This is a genomic window from Massilia terrae, from assembly GCF_024753145.1.
In the GTDB taxonomy this organism is placed as follows: Bacteria; Pseudomonadota; Gammaproteobacteria; order Burkholderiales; family Burkholderiaceae_D; genus Telluria; species Telluria terrae.
Genome location: NZ_JANUGU010000001.1, coordinates 698,197 through 716,443 on the forward strand (window position 1 = coordinate 698,197; position 18,247 = coordinate 716,443).

Annotated in this window: 15 protein-coding genes; 12 read left to right on the plus strand and 3 right to left on the minus strand. The window is 65.6% G+C overall.

Going from position 1 to position 18,247, the window contains the following annotated elements:
- Positions 1 to 21: 21 nt before the first annotated feature.
- Both NX778_RS03215 and NX778_RS03220 read left to right on the plus strand, forming a co-directional pair.
- The gene (locus NX778_RS03215; protein WP_258810229.1) at positions 22 to 759 is read left to right on the plus strand and encodes an ABC transporter ATP-binding protein; all 738 of its coding nucleotides are present in this window, start codon (positions 22 to 24) and stop codon (positions 757 to 759) included.
- Entirely contained in the window at positions 756 to 3,092 is a 2,337-nt protein-coding gene (locus tag NX778_RS03220) for a type II CAAX endopeptidase family protein (RefSeq protein ID WP_258810230.1), read from the plus strand. The genes NX778_RS03215 and NX778_RS03220 overlap by 4 nt, the downstream gene beginning before the upstream one ends.
- Positions 3,093 to 3,158: 66 nt before the next feature.
- On the opposite strand, the gene NX778_RS03225 is transcribed toward NX778_RS03220, so the two are convergent.
- Genes NX778_RS03225 through map form a run of 3 tightly spaced genes read right to left on the minus strand, consistent with a single transcriptional unit; the run spans position 3,159 to position 7,329 of the window.
- Positions 3,159 to 3,905: a pseudouridine synthase gene (locus NX778_RS03225; RefSeq protein WP_258810231.1), complete on the minus strand. Its 747-nt coding sequence runs from the start codon at positions 3,903 to 3,905 to the stop codon at positions 3,159 to 3,161.
- 15 nt (positions 3,906 to 3,920) lie between these two features.
- Positions 3,921 to 6,503 carry a [protein-PII] uridylyltransferase gene (locus NX778_RS03230; RefSeq protein ID WP_258810232.1) on the minus strand — a complete coding sequence of 861 codons (2,583 nt, stop codon included), beginning with the start codon at positions 6,501 to 6,503 and terminating at the stop codon, positions 3,921 to 3,923.
- 1 nt (position 6,504) lies between these two features.
- Positions 6,505 to 7,329, minus strand: a complete 825-nt coding sequence (gene map / locus NX778_RS03235) for a type I methionyl aminopeptidase (protein WP_258811032.1) — start codon at positions 7,327 to 7,329, stop codon at positions 6,505 to 6,507.
- A 340-nt stretch (positions 7,330 to 7,669) separates the two neighbouring features.
- Here map and rpsB point away from each other — a divergent pair, with 340 nt between their 5' ends.
- The 10 genes from rpsB (at position 7,670) to NX778_RS03285 (ending at position 18,223) form a co-directional block, all read left to right on the plus strand.
- Positions 7,670 to 8,416 (plus strand): 30S ribosomal protein S2, encoded by a 747-nt coding sequence (rpsB, locus tag NX778_RS03240; RefSeq protein WP_258810233.1) that lies wholly within the window; start codon positions 7,670 to 7,672, stop codon positions 8,414 to 8,416.
- Positions 8,417 to 8,546: 130 nt separating this feature from the next.
- Complete coding sequence (gene tsf / locus NX778_RS03245; protein WP_258810234.1) at positions 8,547 to 9,455, plus strand: translation elongation factor Ts; 909 nt, start codon at positions 8,547 to 8,549, stop codon at positions 9,453 to 9,455.
- Between the two features lie 277 nt (positions 9,456 to 9,732).
- Complete coding sequence (gene pyrH, locus NX778_RS03250) at positions 9,733 to 10,449, plus strand: UMP kinase (RefSeq protein ID WP_258810235.1); 717 nt, start codon at positions 9,733 to 9,735, stop codon at positions 10,447 to 10,449.
- Positions 10,450 to 10,476: 27 nt separating this feature from the next.
- Entirely contained in the window at positions 10,477 to 11,037 is a 561-nt protein-coding gene (gene frr, locus NX778_RS03255; RefSeq protein WP_258810236.1) for a ribosome recycling factor, read from the plus strand.
- Between the two features lie 99 nt (positions 11,038 to 11,136).
- A complete protein-coding gene (uppS, locus tag NX778_RS03260) occupies positions 11,137 to 11,886 on the plus strand; it encodes a polyprenyl diphosphate synthase (RefSeq protein ID WP_258810237.1) in 750 nt (249 codons plus the stop codon).
- Positions 11,886 to 12,716: a phosphatidate cytidylyltransferase gene (locus NX778_RS03265; protein ID WP_258810238.1), complete on the plus strand. Its 831-nt coding sequence runs from the start codon at positions 11,886 to 11,888 to the stop codon at positions 12,714 to 12,716. The genes uppS and NX778_RS03265 overlap by 1 nt, the downstream gene beginning before the upstream one ends.
- A gap of 13 nt (positions 12,717 to 12,729) precedes the next feature.
- Positions 12,730 to 13,908 (plus strand): 1-deoxy-D-xylulose-5-phosphate reductoisomerase, encoded by a 1,179-nt coding sequence (gene ispC, locus NX778_RS03270; protein WP_258810239.1) that lies wholly within the window; start codon positions 12,730 to 12,732, stop codon positions 13,906 to 13,908.
- A 4-nt stretch (positions 13,909 to 13,912) separates the two neighbouring features.
- A complete protein-coding gene (rseP, locus tag NX778_RS03275; RefSeq protein WP_258810240.1) occupies positions 13,913 to 15,253 on the plus strand; it encodes an RIP metalloprotease RseP in 1,341 nt (446 codons plus the stop codon).
- Between the two features lie 73 nt (positions 15,254 to 15,326).
- Positions 15,327 to 17,666, plus strand: coding sequence for an outer membrane protein assembly factor BamA (gene bamA / locus NX778_RS03280; RefSeq protein ID WP_258810241.1), 2,340 nt, complete (start codon positions 15,327 to 15,329; stop codon positions 17,664 to 17,666).
- Between the two features lie 35 nt (positions 17,667 to 17,701).
- On the plus strand, positions 17,702 to 18,223 hold the full coding sequence (locus NX778_RS03285; RefSeq protein WP_258810242.1) for an OmpH/Skp family outer membrane protein: 522 nt from the start codon (positions 17,702 to 17,704) through the stop codon (positions 18,221 to 18,223).
- Positions 18,224 to 18,247 lie beyond the last annotated feature (24 nt).

Here is an 18,247-nt window from a genome sequence, read left to right on the forward strand (position 1 = left end):
CGCCATTTTCGAGACCGTCGAGTGATTGAATTCCAAGCGCTGGAAAAACGTTACGGCACTTTCGAGGCCGTCAAGCCGCTGACGCTGACCGTGCGCCGGGGCGAGGTGTTCGGCTTCCTGGGCCCGAACGGCGCCGGCAAGACCACCACCATCCGCATGATGATGGGGATCCTGGTGCCGAGCGCCGGCCGCGTCCTCATCGACGGCAAGGATTGCCATGCCGAGGCCACCGAGGTGAAGCGCCGCGTCGGCTACCTGCCCGATACCCCGATCTTCTACGACTTCCTGCGCGGCCGCGAGATCCTGCGGTTCGTCGCCGAGATGCACGGCTATTCGAAGACCGAGGCGGCCGAACTGACCGCGCGCATGCTGGCCGAATTCGCGCTCGACGAGGCGGCCGAGGAGTTCGCGGTCAACTACTCGCTCGGCATGAAGAAGAAGCTGGGCCTGGCCTGCGCGCTGATCCACGAGCCGGCGGTGCTGATCCTCGATGAGCCGATCAATGGCCTCGATCCGCGTTCCTCGCGCGACGTGCAGGAGCGCCTGCTGGCCGAGGCGGCGCGCGGCACCACCATCTTCGTCTCGACCCATCTGCTGGACATGGCCGAGAAGCTGTGCGACCACGTCGGCATCATCCATCGCGGTTCCCTGGTCGCCACCGGCACCATGGACGAGGTGCGATCCGCGGCGGCCAGCACCGGCTCGCTCGAAGAAGTCTTCCTTAAGCTGACCGACGAAGCCGGGGAGCACGCCCAATGATGGCTGCAGGCCCGGTGCGCGCGGCCTGGCTGCTGACCTGCCTGCGCCTGCGGCGCCTGGCCAACATGGTTCTGTCGCGCCGCTTCCGCGGCAAAGGAGCGCCGCCCACCACCCGCAGCGCGACCCGGCCGAAGCGGCGCCTCAGCGGCGTGCTTGGCGTCGTGCTGCTTATCTGGATGCTGTTCGCGTTCGAGCACGTCGCCCACCAGGCGGTGCTGAACATGCACTGCGGGGTAACGCCGGGCAGTCTGTGTGCGGCCGATACCGCACGCCTGGATGCCGATGCGATCGCCGCATGGGAAATCGCCGAAGACGGGGTCAGCGAGCCGCTGGCGCGCGCGGTCGCCTTCCAGCTGTCGCTGCTGCTGGTCGCCAGTTTCCTGATGTCGCTGGGCAGCCGAGAGATCGCGCAGGCCGACTGGGACCTGGAATGGCTGGTGACGCTGCCGATCAAACGCGGCACGCTGTTGGCGGGCCGCATCGTCGAACGCAGCATCGCCAATCCGTCCGGATGGTTCATGCTGTTGCCGACGTCAGTGGCGCTGGCGTGGCTGAACGGTTTGCGCTGGAGTGCGCCGCTGGCCGGTATCGTCGCCACGCTGGCGCTGCTGCCGCTGACGGCGGTGCTGCGCACTGTGGTGGACACAGGCTTGCGCATGACGCTGTCGCCGTCCAGGCTGCGCAACCTGCAGGCCCTGTGCAGCATCGCCACGCTGCCTTTCCTCTACCTGGCGATGAGCTTCGGCATGCCCGCGGGCGCCGCGCTGATCCGCTCGCTGGGGCGCGGCTTGCCGCAGTGGCTGATGTGGACGCCGCCGGGACTCGCGGTGCGGGCGATCACGGCCGGCGGTGCGGGCGTCGCGGCAGCCAGCATCGCTGCGCTGCTGGCCGAGGTGGCGCTCTTCGCCGCCGCCGGGGTCTGGGTGCTCGGCCGCCAGCTGCGCGATGGTGTCGTCTCCTCGGGCGTGCGCGAGGCCGCGCGGCGCATCCCGCGTCAGGCGCAGGAGCCGTCCGCGTTCTGGCGCCGGCTGCTGCCGCGCTCACCGGTGCAACGGCGCGAACTGCGCCTGCTCTCGCGCGACCGCAACTTCCTCGTGCAAAGCCTGCTGATGCCGGTCGTGATCGTCGGCAGCCAGGTCGTCCTGAACGGGAAGTTGAATGCCTTCGCCGCAGGCCCGGTCCCGCTCGCGCTTACCGCCTGGGGCATCAGCTCCTATATGCTGATGCTGTCGGCATTCCAGACGCTGAACAACGAAGGGCAAGCGCTTTGGATGCTTTACACCTTCCCGGCCACGATCGAGGAGGTCTTGAAGGACAAGGCGAAGATGTGGGCGGTGCTGGCACTGGTCTATCCGCTGCTCATCCTCGCCTTCGGGCTCGCCGCCGCGCCGGCTTTCGAATGGCGTCTCATCGGCGCTTTTGCAGTCGTGTTGGCCGGCCTGCCGCTGTTCTCGGCCATCGCCGTGGCGCTGGGCGTGTTCGCCTGCGATCCGCTGGCCCAGGACGTGCGCAGCAAGGTGCGGCCCAGCTACGTCTACCTGTACATGATGCTGGCCGCAATGTACGGCTACGCCATCTACGCCGAAAAATGGTTCCAGGCGCTGGTCGTGATGGTGCTCACCGCCGGGCTGGCGCAAGCCTTGTGGCAGAAGTCGCGCGATGCGCTGCCCTACCTGCTGGACCCATCCGCCGCTCCGCCGGCGCGCGTGTCCACCGCCGACGGCATGATGGCGGCGATGCTGTTCTTCGTGCTGCAGGTGCTGGGTATCTTCCTACTCAAGCGCGCCCGCGTGGACACGGGACTCGCGATGACCCTGTCCTTCGTTGGCGCGGGTGCGATCGTATATGCGCTGGTGCGCCTGGCATACCGGCGCAGCAGGACCGCCGGCGTTCCGGCGATCCTGGCCGGACAGCCACTGCAGTCCCTGGCTTGGGGATTGGGCGCAGGTCTGGCTGCGGCTTGCGTCGGCGTCGCCTACCTGTACTTCCTGAAGTCCACGCCGTGGTTCGTGGAAATGGCGCAGGCGAGAGCGGCGAGCGGCATTCAGGCGGCTTGGCTTGTCGCGCTGGCGGTGCTGGCCGCGCCCTTGTTCGAAGAGTTCATCTTCCGCGGCCTGGTGTTCGGCGGCCTGCGCCGTTCGGGCGGACTGCTGCCGTCGATGGTGCTGAGCGCCGGATTGTTCGCGATCGTGCATCCGCCGGTGTCGATGCTGCCGGTGTTCGTGCTTGGCTTGTGCACGGCCTACGCCTACGAGCGCTGCAAGGGGCTGCTGGCGCCGATGCTGGTGCATGCGGTGTACAACGCGGTGATCGTCGGTTGGCAGTTGGCCTGAGCGACGCATTGCCAGCAACGTCAAATGGGGCCCCCGCCTGCGCGGGGGCGACGGTAATGTAAGTAATTAGAACTGCTCGTCCGGTCCCAGGTAGCGCCACTGGCCCGGCGGCAGCTCGCCCAGCTTGACACGGCCGATGCGCACGCGCTTCAGGCCGATCACTTTCAGGCCGACCATCTCGCACATGCGGCGGATCTGGCGCTTCTTCCCCTCGCGCAGCGTGAAGCTGAGCTGGTCGTCGTTCTGCCAGCGCACCTTGGCCGGCAGCAGCGGCTTTCCGTCCATCCACAGGCCGTGGTTCAGCTTCTTCAAGTCGGCGTCGGGCAAGCGGCCGGGTTTGGTGTACTGCACCCGCACCAGGTATTCCTTCTCGACCGCGGTGTCCTCGCCGATCAGCTTCCTGGCGATGCGGCCGTCCTGGGTCAGCACCAAGAGGCCCACCGAATCGATGTCGAGGCGCCCCGCGGGCACCAGGCTCTTGAGCTGCGTTGGGTGGAACTGCTCGGGTGACTTGTCTTCAGCCCAGCGATTCTCCGGTCGGATCAGCGTGACCGCCGGCTTGTAGCCATCCTCGGCCTGGCCGCTGACGTAGCCGACCGGCTTGTGGATCAGGACCGTGACCCGCCTGGCCTGCTGGGCGCTGGCCTGGCGGTCGACGGTGACGCGCTGCGAGGGCAGCACCTTGCTGCCCAGCTCCGACACCACCTGGCCGTCGACCCGCACCCAGCCGCGCGCTATCCATTCGTCGGCCTCGCGGCGGGAACAGAGGCCAAGTTCGGACATGCGTTTGGACAGGCGTAGCGGTTCAGTCATCGGTACAACGAAGGTTTAAATGTGGAGCGCGTCGAGCAGCTCGGTCTCGAACTGCACCTGGGTGCGCGGATTGTTGAACACCGCGCCGTCGACCAGGAACACGTCTTCGACGCGCTCGCCGAGGGTCATGATCTTCGCGGTGTGCAGGTTGATGCGGTAGCGATTGAGCACGCCGGCCACCGCGTACAGCAGGCCGGTGCGGTCGTTGGCGACGATCGACAGCACGTGGAACTGGCCGCGTTCGTCCGGCCGCAGCTCCACGCTCGGCGCGATCGGGAAGGTGCGCGACATGCGCGACAGCCGGCCCCGCACCGGCGGCGGCAGCGGGCCCTGCGTGTTCAGGGCTTCGGTCAGCTCGTGCTCCAGCAGGCTGATGATGTCGCGGTAGCTGCCGGCGAAGGTCTGTTCGGTCACCAGGAAGGTGTCGAGCGCATAGCCGTCGCGGGTGGTGTGGATCTTGGCGTCGAGGATGGAGAAGTTCTTGCGGTCGAAGTAGCTGCAGATGCGCGCGAACAGGTCCGGCTGGTCCTTCGAGTAGACCGTCACCTGCAGGCCCTCGCCGATCGGCGCCAGGCGGCACTTGACGACCGGCTTCTCGCTGCCCAGCTTGCCGATCAGGGCGCGCGTCTGCCACGCGATGTCGGAAGCGTCATGGCGCAGGAAGTAGGCGACGTCGAGCTGGTCCCACAGCTGCTGGTGCGCGTCCGCCGGCAGGCCGAACAGGCGCAGGGTGGCCAGCGCTTCCTGCTGGCGGGTGCGCAGTTCGCGGTCGGCGCTGTGCGGTTCGCCGCCCAGCACGCGCAGGGTCATCTTGTACAGGTCTTCCAGCAGCTTGGCCTTCCACGCGTTCCACACCTTGGGGCTGGTGCCGCGGATGTCGGCCACGGTCAGCAGGTAGAGCGCGGTCAGGTGGCGCTCGTCGCCAACCAGGCGCGCGAACGAGGCCACCACGTCGGGATCGGACAGGTCCTGCTTCTGAGCCACCTGCGACATGGTCAGGTGGTTCCCGACCAGGAACACCACCAGCTCGGTGTCTTCTTCCGACAGCCCGTGGCTGGTGCAGAATTCGGTGGCGTCCTCGCGCCCCAGCTCGGAGTGGTCGCCGCCGCGGCCCTTGGCGATGTCGTGGAACAGGGCGGCCACGTACAGCAGCCAGCGGTCGCGGAAGTTGGCGATCAGCTGGCTGCAGAAGGGGTATTCGTGGGCGTGCTCGGTCATCGTGAAGCGGCGCAGGTTACGCACCACCATCATGATGTGCTGGTCCACCGTGTAGACGTGGAACAGGTCGTGCTGCATCTGGCCGATGATGCGGCGGAAGCTGGGCAGGTAGCGGCCCAGGATGCCGAGGTCGTTCATGCGGCGCAGCGCGTGCACCAGGCCTTGCGGCGCCTGCAGGATGCGCAGGAACAGCTGCTTGTGTTCGGGCTTGGCGCGGAAGGCGTCGTCGATCAGCAGGCGCGCGTGCCACAGTGCGCGCGTGGTGCGCGCGGTCATGCCCTTGATGTCGTGGCGCTCGGTCATGGCCACGAAGATCTCGAGCAGGGTGGCCGGTTCGGTCTCGAACAGGTCGTCGCGCGCGATATCGATCAAGCCGTTGACTTCATTGAAGCGCGGGTTGATCGGGGTGAGTTCGAGCGGCTGCGGGAACAGCTGGGCCTCGATGTTCTGCAGCAGGATGGTGTTCAGCTGGGTGACCACCTTGGCCGCCCAGTAGTAGCGCTGCATCAGGAATTCGCTGGCGCGGCGCGCCTCGAAGCCGGCGCCCGAGCTGGCCAGGCCGAAGGTCTCGGCGATCGCGGTCTGGACGTCGAACAGCAGGCGATCCTCGCGGCGTCCGGTGTGCAGGTGCAGGCGCACCCGGATGTCCTTGAAGGCGCGCTCCTTTTCCATCAGCTGGCGCGCTTCCTCGCGCGTGATCAGGCCGCGCGTGGCGAACTGGCTCCAGGAATTGGCCAGCCCGGCGGCCTTGGCCACCCACAGGATCACCTGCAGGTCGCGCAGCGCGCCCGGGCTCTCCTTGCAGTTCGGTTCGAGCGCGAAGGCGGTGTATTCGTACTTGGCGTGGCGCAGCCGCATCTCGGCGGTCTTGGCCAGGAAGAAGGCCTGCGGGTCCATCGCCTCGCGGTAGCGCCGCTGCAGCTGGGTGAACACGGCGTGGCTGCCGGTGACCAGGCGCGCTTCCAGCAGGCTGGTTTGCACCGTGATGTCGGCCGCCGATTCGGTCATGCACTCGTCGACCGTGCGGATGCTGTGGCCGATCTCCAGGCCCAGGTCCCAGAACAGCTGCACCAGCATCTCGACCCGCGCCTGGGTGGCGGCGTCCAGCGGGGCGCCCAGCAAAATGAGGACGTCGACGTCGGAATAGGGGAAAAGCTCGCCGCGGCCGTAGCCGCCCACCGCCACCAGCGCGCAACCCTCGGGCAGGCCGCAAGCCTGCCAGGCCTCGGCCAGCACCGAATCGACGCTCTGGCGCAGGCCGCGCAGCAGTTTCTCGGGCTTGCCGTCGTGGCGGAAGTCGGCGATCAGCTGCTGGCGCTCGGCCTTCAGGCGGTGCTTGAGCAGGGGCCGCGCCTGGTCAAGCTGCGCGCTGGCGGGCATGTCAGGCCGCCGCTTCGGCCTTGGGCAGCACGATCGCCGGCGGCGGCGGGGTCCCGGCCGACTGCGTCATGATCTCGAAGCCGGTTTCGGTGACGAGGATGGTGTGCTCCCACTGTGCCGACAGGCTGCGGTCCTTGGTCTTGATGGTCCAGCCGTCCGGCATCTCGCGGATCTCGCGGCGGCCGGCGTTGATCATCGGTTCGATGGTGAAGGTCATGCCGGCTTCCAGCTTCTCGCCGGTGCCCACGCGGCCGTAGTGCAGCACCTGCGGCTCTTCGTGGAACACGCGGCCGATGCCGTGGCCGCAGAATTCGCGCACCACCGAGAAGCCGTTCTTCTCGGCGTGCTGCTGGATGGCGTGGCCGATATCGCCCAGGTGCACGCCCGGCTTGACCATCGCGATGCCCAGCCACATGCACTCGTAGGTGACTTCGGACAGGCGCTTGGCCTGGATCGACGGCGCGCCGATGAAGAACATGCGGCTGGTGTCGCCGTGGAAGCCGTCCTTGATGACGGTGACGTCGATATTCATCACGTCGCCGGCCTTGAGCACCTTGTCGCCCGGGATGCCGTGGCAGATCACGTCGTTGACCGAGGTGCAGATCGCCTTCGGATACGGGGTGTAGCCCGGCGGCGCGTAGTTCAGCGGGGCGGGGACCGTTCCTTGCACATTGACCATGTATTCGTGGCACAGGCGGTCGATCTCGCCGGTGGTCACGCCCGGCTTGACGAAGGGGGTGATGTAATCGAGCACTTCGGAGGCCAGGCGGCCGGCGACGCGCATGCCTTCGATTTCTTCCGGGGTTTTGATGGAAATGGACATAATCGTTCGTCTTGGAAAAGGAGAGGCACGGCCGGGCAGGGTGCGCGGCCGTGCGGCAATTCGCCACATTATAATAGATGTTGCATTGGCAGCGTTCGCGCCGGCCGGCGCCGGCCCGGGGCGCTCGCCTTCGTTGTTATTATTGCAAAGACCGATTGTGTCATGCCCCGCATGACCATCTTGCCCAAGCCACGGTTGTCGGTGTAAAATCTCGGGTTGCTCGGGCAGGTGTCCGGCAAGCGGCCAAAATGGCCGTTTTTTAAGTAAATCGCGAATCCGGCCCACAAAGGGTGCCTTTCAAAGGTGACTGGCCGGATTTGAGACCTAACCCTGGAGAAATTCAATGTCCGTTACTATGCGCGAAATGCTGGAAGCCGGTGTTCACTTCGGCCACCAGACCCGTTTCTGGAACCCGAAGATGGCGCCGTTCATCTTTGGTCATCGCAACAAGATCCACATCATCAACCTGGAAAAAACCATGGCGATGTACCAGGATGCGATGAAAACCATCAAGCAGATCGCTGCCAACCGCGGCACCATCCTGCTGGTGGGCACCAAGCGCCAGGCCCGCGACATCATCGCCGCCGAAGCGCAACGCGCCGGCGTGCCGTATGTCGACCAGCGCTGGCTGGGCGGCATGCTGACCAACTTCAAGACCATCAAGACCTCGATCAAGCGCCTGAAGGACATGGAAGCCGCGATCGAATCCGGTGAAGTCGAGAAGATGTCGAAAAAAGAAGCCCTGATGTTCAACCGCGAGCTGGACAAGCTGCAGAAGTCGATCGGCGGCATCAAGGACCTGAACGGCGTGCCGGACGCGATCTTCGTGGTCGACGTCGGCTACCACAAGGGCGCCATCACCGAAGCCGGCAAGCTGGGCATCCCGGTCATCGGCGTGGTCGACACCAACCACTCGCCGGCCGGCGTGACCCACGTGATCCCGGGTAACGACGACTCGTCGAAAGCCATCACCCTGTACGCACGCGGCGTCGCCGATGCGATCCTGGAAGGCCGTGCCAACGCCACCACCGAAGTGATGGAAGCTGTCAAGGGCGGCGACGAATTCGTCGAAGTCTCCGAGCAGGCATAATCGTTGGGCAGGCCGCGCGCCTGCCTGACACCGAAGGGGGGCCTGTGCCTCCCCTTTTTTTAAGCAGAATTAGCGCGGGCGGCGGCACACCGGCGCCCGGACCCTGGATACACATTTAGGAGAAACAAACATGGCAGCGATTACTGCAGCGATGGTTGGCGAACTGCGCGCCAAGACCGACGCCCCGATGATGGAATGCAAAAAAGCACTGACCGAAGCCGAAGGCGATATGGGCCGTGCGGAAGAGATCCTGCGCGTCAAGCTGGGCGGCAAGGCGTCGAAAGCCGCAGCCCGCATCACCGCTGAAGGCGTGGTGGCCGCTTACATCAACGGCAAGGTCGGCGCGCTGGTCGAGATCAACAGCGAAACCGACTTCGTCGCCAAGAACGACGACTTCCTCGCGATGGCCAACCAGGCAGCCCGCCTGGTCGCCGAGCAGAACCCGGCCGACGTCGCCGCGCTGGCAGCCCTGCCGGTCGAAGGCGGCCAGACCTTCGACGACGTGCGTACGGCGCTGATCGGTAAAATCGGCGAAAATATGACGGTTCGCCGCTTCAAGCGCTTCGACACTACCGCCAAGCTGGCTTCCTACCTGCACGGCGCGCGCATCGGCGTGATCGTCGAGTTCGAGGGTGACGACCAGGTCGGCAAGGACGTGGCCATGCACATCGCCGCAATGAAGCCGGTGGCACTGTCGTCGGAACAAGTTCCGGCCGAGCTGATCGAGAAAGAGCGTTCGGTTGCTGAACTGAAGGCCAAGGAAGACGCCGACAAGGCCGTCGCCGAAGGCAAGCAGCCGCAATCGGCCGAGATCGTCGCCAAGCGTATTGATGGTTCGGTGCAGAAGTACCTGAAGGAAGTGTCGTTGCTGAACCAGGCGTTCGTGAAGAACGACAAGCAGTCGATCGAGCAAATGCTGAAGGCCAACAACGCGAGCGTAAAATCGTTCGTCATGTTCGTGGTCGGCGAGGGCATCGAGAAGAAAGTCGATGACTTTGCGGCAGAAGTTGCAGCACAGATGGCTGCTTCCAAGCAGTAAAATGGAAAACGGGCCGCGAGGCCCGTTTTTTTAAGGGCGGCTCCTTGTGCACCTTAAAAGGAACCGTCGTCCCGGCGCAGGCCGGGACCCATGCTGAGCTTGATCGGCATGCGGCCCGCAGCAGTACTGCACGCGTTCCATGGGACCCGGCCGCCGGGACGACGGGCAGGGGGAGCGGGCAAAAGGTAACACCTCCATCTGCGTCTGAAGCAGATGAGGCCGCCCCGGCGGCCAGACCAGAATTCGTAACATCACAATTTAAGGAGCCCGCACCATCATGACCAAACCCGCCTACCAACGAGTCCTCCTTAAACTGTCCGGCGAAGCGCTGATGGGCGACGACCCGTTCGGCATCAACCGCGCCACCATCGAGCGCATGGTGGCCGACGTGGCGGAAGTGGCGAACCTGGGAGTGCAGTTGGCTGTGGTCATCGGCGGCGGCAACATCTTCCGCGGCGTCGCCCCCGGCGCGCAAGGCATGGACCGCGCCACCGCCGACTACATGGGCATGCTGGCCACCGTCATGAACGCCCTGGCACTGGCCGACGCCATGCGCCAGCAGGGCATCACCGCGCGCGTGATGAGCGCGATCGCGATCGAGCAGGTGGTCGAGCCCTATGTGCGCCCGAAAGCCCTGCAATACCTGGAAGAAGGCAAGGTCGTCGTGTTCGCCGCCGGCACCGGCAACCCCTTCTTCACCACCGACACCGCGGCCGCCCTGCGCGGCTCCGAAGTGTCGGCCGAGATTGTTTTGAAGGCAACCAAGGTCGATGGCGTATATACTGCCGATCCGAAGAAGGATCCGCACGCTACCCGCTATGAATCGATCTCGTTCGACGAGGCGATTTCGAAGAACCTGCAGGTGATGGATGCCACCGCATTCGCCCTGTGCCGCGACCAGAAGCTGCCGATCAAGGTGTTTTCCATCGTCAAGCCCGGTGCGCTCAAGCGCGTGATCATGGGCGAGGACGAAGGTACACTGGTACACGTTTAATCCATATAGAAAACTCAGGAGAGCAGCATGTCCTTAGCTGACGTTAAGAAGAACGCCCAGGATCGCATGATCAAGTCGATCGAGACCCTGAAGGCCGACCTGGCGAAGGTCCGTACCGGCCGCGCCCACACCGGCATCCTCGACCACGTGATGGTCGACTACTACGGCTCGCCGACCGCGCTGCCGCAGGTGGCCAACCTGACCCTGATCGATGCGCGCACCATCGGCGTGCAGCCGTGGGAAAAGAAAATGCTGGCCGCCATCGAGAAGGCCATCCGCGAATCCGACCTCGGCCTGAACCCGTCCTCGTTCGGCGAGATGATCCGCGTGCCGACCCCGGCCCTGACCGAAGAGCGTCGCAAGGAGATGGTCAAGCTGTGCAAGTCGGAAGCGGAAGACGCCAAGATCGCCGTGCGCAACATCCGCCGCGATGCCAACGAACAGGTCAAGAAAATGGTCAAGGACAAGACCGCATCGGAAGACGACGAGCGCCGTTCGGCCGACGAGATCCAGAAGCTGACCGACAAGTTCGTCGCCGACATCGACAAGCTCGTGGCCGAGAAAGAAAAAGAAGTCCTCACCGTCTGACCGGTGGCGCCCGCGGGCGCCCGCGCCAAACCGGCCTGGGCCAGTAGAGGCCAGGCCGGTTTGCCCTTTTTGTTTTGTAGTGATTCCAGGTCCCGCTTTATGATTTATAAGAGTTCGACGACCGCAGTTCCCGAAGTGCCCAAGGTACCGCGCCACGTCGCCATCATCATGGACGGCAATGGCCGCTGGGCCACCAAGCGCCTGCTGCCGCGCGTGGCCGGCCACGTCAAGGGCGTCGAGGCCGTGCGCGGCTGCGTCGAAGCCTGTGTCGAGCGCGGCATCGAATACCTGACCCTGTTCGCGTTCTCGTCCGAAAACTGGCGCCGCCCGCAGGAGGAAGTCTCGCTGCTGATGCGCCTGTTCGTCACCGCGCTCGAGCGCGAGGTGTCGAAGATGCATGCCAACGACATCTGCCTGAAGGTGGTGGGCGACCTGTCGCGCTTCGACCCCAAGCTGCAGGACATGATCGCCAACGCGATGCGCAAGACCGCCAACAACACGCGCCTCACGCTGACCGTGTGCGCCAACTACGGCGGCCGCTGGGACATCATGCAGGCCACCGCCAAGATGGTGGCGGCCAACCCCGGCCTCACCGAGTTCACCGAGGAGATGCTGGCCGAGCACCTGGCGATGGCCTACGCGCCCGAGCCCGACCTGTTCATCCGCACCGGCGGCGAGGAGCGCATCTCCAACTTCCTGCTGTGGCAGCTCGCGTATTCGGAGCTGCACTTCACCGACACCTTCTGGCCCGATTTCGACAGCCAGTCGCTCGACGCGGCGATCGCGTCCTACCAGAGCCGCGAGCGCCGTTTCGGCCGCACCGGCGATCAAGTGGCAAAGAAAAGCTGATGCTGAAAACCCGGGTCATCACGGCGGTCGTGCTGCTGGCGGTATTGCTGCCGATCCTGTATTTCAACAACACCACCGCCTTCGCCGTCGTGGTGACGGTGGCCTTCGGCGCGGCGGTGTGGGAAGCCTTCCGCCTGTTCAACCCGGAATCGAAGGGCGCGGTGGTGGTGTCCGCGGTCTGGACCGCCACCTTCGCCTGGGCTTTCTTCGTGCACGGGGCCGGCAACCTGACGTTCTGGTTCGCGCTCAGCGCCCTGATCTGGCTGTTGCGGCTGGCGCCCTCGCTCAAGATCGGCCTGCCGCCGCTGGGGCAGGGTGGCAATATGCTGCTGTCGATTACCTACGCGGTCGCCATCGTCGGCTGCTTCGCCGCCATCGTCCAGCTGTTCCAGCATTCGCCGCTGTACCTGCTGTCGGTAATGGCGCTGGTGTGGGTCGCCGACATCGGCGCCTACTTCGCCGGCAAGGCCTTCGGCAAGCGCAAGCTGGCGCCGTCCATCTCGCCGGGCAAGTCCTGGGAAGGCGCGATCGGCGGCGGCATCGCCGTGCTGCTGATCGCCTCGCTGTCGGTGCTGTTCGGCGGCCAGACCATGGCCGACACCTTCGCCGCCCGCATGCAGGGCCGGTTTGGCTGGGCCGCGCTGGTCGCGAGCCTGGTGCTCATCGTCGCCGCCAGCATCGTCGGCGACCTGTTCGAATCGCAGCTCAAGCGCCGCGCCGGCATGAAGGACAGCAGCAAGCTGCTGCCAGGCCATGGCGGGGTGCTGGACCGGATCGACGCGTTGATTCCGGTATTGCCACTGGCGGCGTTGATCGGCGCCTGGCTCTAAGAGGAGCTTCACCATGCAACGCATCACCATCCTTGGCGCCACCGGTTCCATCGGCGCCTCGACGCTCGACGTGCTCGCGCGCCATCCCGGGAAGTACCAGGTTTATGCCCTGACCGCCCACAGCCGGGTCGATGAACTGGCCGCCCAATGCCGCGCCTTCCGCCCGGCGCGCGCCGTGGTCGGCACCGCCGAAGCGGCGCAGCGCCTGTCGCAGCTGCTCGCCGATCTGCCGGTGTCGGTCGAATACGGCGAGCAGGCCCTGTGCGACGTCGCCAGCAGCGACGCCACCGACACCGTGATGGCCGCCATTGTCGGCGGCGCCGGCCTCGCGCCCACCATCGCCGCCGCTCGCGCGGGCAAGAAGGTCCTGCTCGCGAACAAGGAAGCGCTGGTGATGTCCGGCCAGCTGTTCATGGACGCGGTCAAGGAGCACAAGGCCACGCTGCTGCCGATCGACAGCGAGCACAATGCGATCTTCCAGTCGCTGCCCGAGTCGTACGGACGCAAGCCGCTTGACTCCGGCGTCGCGCGCATCCTGCTGACGGCATCCGGCGGCCCCTTCCTGCAGCGCGCCGTCGAGACGCTGGAGGACGTCACGCCCGAGGAAGCCTGCAAGCACCCGAACTGGGTCATGGGCCGCAAGATCTCGGTCGATTCCGCGACCATGATGAACAAGGGTCTCGAAGTGATCGAGGCGCACTGGCTGTTCGGCGCGCCGGCCGAGATGATCGAGGTCGTGATCCACCCGCAAAGCGTGATCCACTCGATGGTGTCCTACGTCGACGGCTCCGTGGTGGCCCAGCTGGGCAACCCGGACATGCGCACCCCGATCGCGCACGCGCTGGCCTTCCCGGAGCGGATCGAGTCCGGCGTCGGCCAGCTCGACCTGACCCGGATGGCCTCGCTGCAGTTCCACCGCCCCGACTTCCAGCGCTTCCCCTGCCTGGCGCTGGCCTTCGAGGCGCTGCGCGACGGCGGCACCGCGCCGGCCCTGCTGAACGCGGCCAACGAGGTCGCGGTGCAGGCCTTCCTCGACCGCCGCATCGGTTTCCGCGACATCGACCGCGTGATCGGCCGCGTGATGGACACGCTGCCGCACGGCGCCGCCACCTCGATCGAGGCGGTGATGGAGCAGGACGGGCGCGCGCGCCAGGCCGCGGGCGAGATCGTGGCGGCCATCTCCGGGGCCTGATGCCATGAACTTCATCTACACGGTGCTGGCCTTCCTGCTGGCCCTCGGGCCGCTGGTGGTGTTCCACGAATTCGGCCACTACATCGTGGCCCGCCTATGCGGCGTCAAGGTGCTGCGCTTCTCGGTCGGGATGGGCAAGATCGTCTGGGCGCGCCGCTTCGGCCGCGACCAGACCGAGTGGGCGCTGTCGGCGCTGCCGATCGGCGGCTACGTCAAGATGCTGGACAAGCGCGACCCGTCCACCGCGCCGGCCGACGACAGCGAGCTGGATCGCGAATTCACCTCGCAGAACGTATGGAAGCGGATCGCGATCATCGCCGCCGGCCCGATCGCCAACTTCATCCTGGCGATCGCGGTGCTGGCCGGCCTGTTCATGCACGGCGTGGAGGAACCCTCGGCGCGGCTGGCCCCGGGCGCTGCCACCAGCGCCGCCTGGCAGGCCGGGATCCGCGGCGGCGACGTGGTCACCGCGATCAACGGTGACCCGGTGCGTTCGTGGCCGGAGCTGCGCCTGCAGGTGCTGGGCGCGGCGGTCGACAAGCGCGAAGCCGACCTCGAACTGCGCGGCGCCTCGGGCGGCAGCTACCGCGCCGTGATCCCGGCGGCCGCCATGGCCAAGCTGGATGTCGACGGCGACGTGATGAACGCCCTCGGCATGGACATGTGGCGCCCGCCGGCCCTGCTCGGCGAAGTGATGGCGGGCGGCGCCGGCGCGCGCGCCGGCCTGAAGAAGGGCGACCTGGTGACCGCGATCGACGGCAAGCCGGTCCCCGACTGGATCGCGCTCACCAAGACCGTCAGCGCCAACGCCGGCCGCGTGCTCGATTTCAGCGTGACCCGCGCCGGCCAGCAGATGCATATACCGGTCAGCCCGACGCTCGACCAGGCCACCGGCCGCGGCATGATCAAGGCCGCCGTCGGCGCCCAGCCCGAGCTGGTGAACGTGGTCTCGGCCCCGCTGCCGGCAGTCGGGATCGCCGCGCGCGTGGCCTGGGACCAGGGCACGATGATGCTCAAGATGATCGGCAAGATGATCATCGGGGAGGTCTCGGTCAAAAACGTGGCCGGCCCGATCACCATCGCCGACGCCGCCGGCCAAAGCGCGCATGCCGGATTGGCGGTGTTCCTGCGCTTCGTCGCCTTCATCAGCATCAGCCTCGGTGTAATGAATCTGTTACCAATTCCCGTTCTGGATGGGGGCCATTTGCTGTATTATGCGGTGGAAGTTTTGACAGGGCGCCCCTTGCCCGCGCGGATCGGAGAGATCGCCCAGCGCGCCGGGGTAGGCCTGCTGTTCATGCTGATGGCGCTCGCCGTCTTCAATGACCTGGTGCGGCTGCTTTGAAAAAAGCCAGACCAAGCACGGGGCTGAGAATACGTACGTTTGTCCAAAATGAGATTGTATCCACTGAGAGCCAATGAAATTACAACCTGATCGTTTTGCCTTGCCGTTCATCCGCCGCAGCCTCATTGGCGCCGCCGTGCTGGCCGTATGTGCCGCGCCGGCGTGGGCCGTCACCCCGTTCGTGGTCAAGGACATCCGGGTCGAAGGCATCCAGCGGACCGAGGCAGGCACCGTGTTCAGCTACCTGCCGGTGCGTGTGGGCGAGACCTTCAACGACGACAAGGCCACCGCCGCCATCAAGGCGCTGTACGCCACCGGCTTCTTCAAGGACATCCGCCTGGAAGAGGAAAACGGCGTGCTGGTGGTGCTGGTCGAGGAACGTCCGGCCATCGCCTCGGTGGACTTCACCGGCACCAAGGAATTCGAGAAGGACATGCTGGTCAAGGCGCTGAAGGAAATCGGCGTCGGCGAGACCAAGATCTTCGACAAGGCGTCGGTCGACCGCGCCGAGCAGGAACTCAAGCGCCAGTACCTGTCGCACGGCCTGTATGGCGTCAAGATCACCACCACCGTCACCCCGATCGAGCGCAACCGCGTGAACGTGATGTTCAACGTGGACGAGGGCGACGTCGCCAAGATCCGCCAGATCAACATCGTCGGCAACAAGGCCTTCAGCGACAAGGAACTGCGCGAGATCCTGCAGCTGTCCACCACTGGCTGGTTCACCTGGTACTCCAAGGCCGACCAGTACTCCAAGACCAAGCTCACCGGCGACATCGAGGCGATCAAGTCCTTCTACCTGGACCACGGCTACCTGGCCGCCAACGTCGAATCGACCCAGGTCGCGATCACGCCGGACAAGAAGGACATCTACCTCACCATCAACATCACCGAAGGCGAGAAGTACACCGTCTCCGGCGTCAAGCTGGAAGGCGAGACCTTCGGCCGCGAGGACGAACTGAAAAAGCTGATCGTGCTGCACCCGGGCCAGGTGTATTCCGGCGCCGCGCAGGAAGCATCGATCAAGCGCATCTCGGCGCGCCTGGGCACCTTCGGCTACGCCTTCGCCAACGTCACCGCCAACGCCGAGATCACCGACCCGGTCAAGCACCTGGTGTCGTTCACCTTCTTCGTCGATCCGGGCAAGCGCGCCTACGTGCGCCACATGAACATCGCGGGCAACACCACCACGCGCGACGAAGTGATCCGCCGCGAGTTCCGCCAGTTCGAAAGCTCGTGGTACAACGCGGACAAGGTCAAGCTCTCGCGCGACCGCGTCGACCGCCTCGGCTACTTCAAGGACGTCAAGGTCGACACCCCGGAATCGCAGGGCACCTCCGACCAGGTCGACGTCAACCTGGAAGTGACCGAACGCCCGACCGGCAACTTCACCATCGGCGGCGCGTTCTCGCAGGCCGAGAAGTTCACCTTTACCGCGGCGATCCAGCAGCAGAACTTCGCCGGCAGCGGCAACACCGTCGGCCTGGAGCTGAACACCAGCCGCTACAATCGCACCATCGCGTTCTCGCAGACCAACCCGTACTTCACCGACGACGGCGTGTCGCGCGCGTTCCAGCTCTACCTGCGCACCTCGCGTCCGCCGGCGATCAACATCGGCATGTTCACCGTGCGCCAGCACGGCGGCAACATGACCTTCGGCGTGCCGTTCTCCGAAGTCGACACCGTGTTCTTCGGTATCGGCGCCGAGACCACCACCATCGAGACCGACCAGACCTCGCCGGCGGTGTACAAGAACTGGGTGATGCAGAATGGCGGCCCGGCCAGCGGCGAAGGCTCGGCCCACACCTACGCGATCCCGCTGACCGCAGCCTGGGGCCGCGACTCGCGCGACAGCGCCGTTACCCCGACCGCCGGCCGCTTCCAGCGCGCCAACATCGAGATCGACCCGTTCGGCGACGCCAAGTACTACCGCCTGAGCTACGAGCACCAGTGGTATCGTCCGCTGACGCGCTGGATGACGCTCGCGCTGCGCGGCGAGGCCGACTACGGCCACGGCCTGGGCGGCAAGGTCTACCCGATCTTCAAGAACTACTACGCCGGCGGCATCGGCTCGGTGCGCGGCTACGAGAGCTCGTCGCTGGGCGTGGTCGACCCGACCACCTTCGACGCGCTGGGCGGCTCCAAGCGCCTGATCGCCAACGCCGAACTGCAGTTCCCGTTCCCCGGCAGCGGCCAGGACCGCAGCCTGCGCTGGTTCGTGTTCGGCGACGGCGGCCAGATCTGGCAGGAGAAGCAGAAGATCCGCCTGAACGAGATGCGCTACTCGGCCGGTATCGGCCTGTCGTGGATTTCCCCGGTCGGTCCGCTCAAGTTGAGTTATGCTAAGCCCTTGAACGCGAAGCCGGGCGACCGCCTTGAGCGCTTCCAGTTCCAGATGGGTACCGGTTTCTGACGCGGGACCCGTCCTGATTCACGATTGCGGAGAATATGTTGAAAACTATGCTAGCCTCGCTGCCCCGGAGCCTTGCGATCGCCGCGCTGTTCGCCTGCTCGCTGGCGCATGCCGAAGATACGATGCCGCCCAGCCGCATCGGTGTAGTGGTCACCGAGCGCCTGATGACCGAGTCGAAGATGGCCAAGGCGGCCGACGCCAAGATCCAGGCCGAGTTCTCCAAGCGCCAGAAGGCCAACGAAGACGCGGTCGGCAAGTTCAAGGCCGCCTCCGAGAAGTTCGACGCCGACGCGCCCAAGCTGTCCGACTTCGAGCGCACCAAGCGTGCGCGCGAGCTGTTCGAGATGGAAAAGGACGTGCAGCGCATGCAGCGCGAGTTCCAGGAGGACCTCCTGCAGCGCAAGAACGAGGAGCGCGCCGCGATCGCGCAGAAAGCCTACAAACTGATCGAGCAGATCGCCGCCCAGGAGCACCTGGACGTGGTGCTGCAGGAAACCGCCTGGTCGAGCCCGCGCGTGGACATCACCGACAAGATCCTCAAGCTGCTCGACAAGTAACGATTTGAAGAATTGAAGGATTAG

Excerpts from the sequence above, each read along its gene's own strand:
- NX778_RS03230 (WP_258810232.1), bottom strand. The coding sequence starts at position 6,503 with ATGCCCGCCAGCGCGCAGCTTGACCAGGCGCGGCCCCTGCTCAAGCAC.
- rseP (WP_258810240.1), top strand. The coding sequence starts at position 13,913 with ATGAACTTCATCTACACGGTGCTGGCCTTCCTGCTGGCCCTCGGGCCG.
- rpsB (WP_258810233.1), top strand. The coding sequence starts at position 7,670 with ATGTCCGTTACTATGCGCGAAATGCTGGAAGCCGGTGTTCACTTCGGC.
- frr (WP_258810236.1), top strand. The coding sequence starts at position 10,477 with ATGTCCTTAGCTGACGTTAAGAAGAACGCCCAGGATCGCATGATCAAG.
- NX778_RS03285 (WP_258810242.1), top strand. The coding sequence starts at position 17,702 with ATGTTGAAAACTATGCTAGCCTCGCTGCCCCGGAGCCTTGCGATCGCC.
- tsf (WP_258810234.1), top strand. The coding sequence starts at position 8,547 with ATGGCAGCGATTACTGCAGCGATGGTTGGCGAACTGCGCGCCAAGACC.
- ispC (WP_258810239.1), top strand. The coding sequence starts at position 12,730 with ATGCAACGCATCACCATCCTTGGCGCCACCGGTTCCATCGGCGCCTCG.
- NX778_RS03225 (WP_258810231.1), bottom strand. The coding sequence starts at position 3,905 with ATGACTGAACCGCTACGCCTGTCCAAACGCATGTCCGAACTTGGCCTC.
- NX778_RS03220 (WP_258810230.1), top strand. The coding sequence starts at position 756 with ATGATGGCTGCAGGCCCGGTGCGCGCGGCCTGGCTGCTGACCTGCCTG.
- bamA (WP_258810241.1), top strand. The coding sequence starts at position 15,327 with ATGAAATTACAACCTGATCGTTTTGCCTTGCCGTTCATCCGCCGCAGC.
- NX778_RS03265 (WP_258810238.1), top strand. The coding sequence starts at position 11,886 with ATGCTGAAAACCCGGGTCATCACGGCGGTCGTGCTGCTGGCGGTATTG.
- pyrH (WP_258810235.1), top strand. The coding sequence starts at position 9,733 with ATGACCAAACCCGCCTACCAACGAGTCCTCCTTAAACTGTCCGGCGAA.
- uppS (WP_258810237.1), top strand. The coding sequence starts at position 11,137 with ATGATTTATAAGAGTTCGACGACCGCAGTTCCCGAAGTGCCCAAGGTA.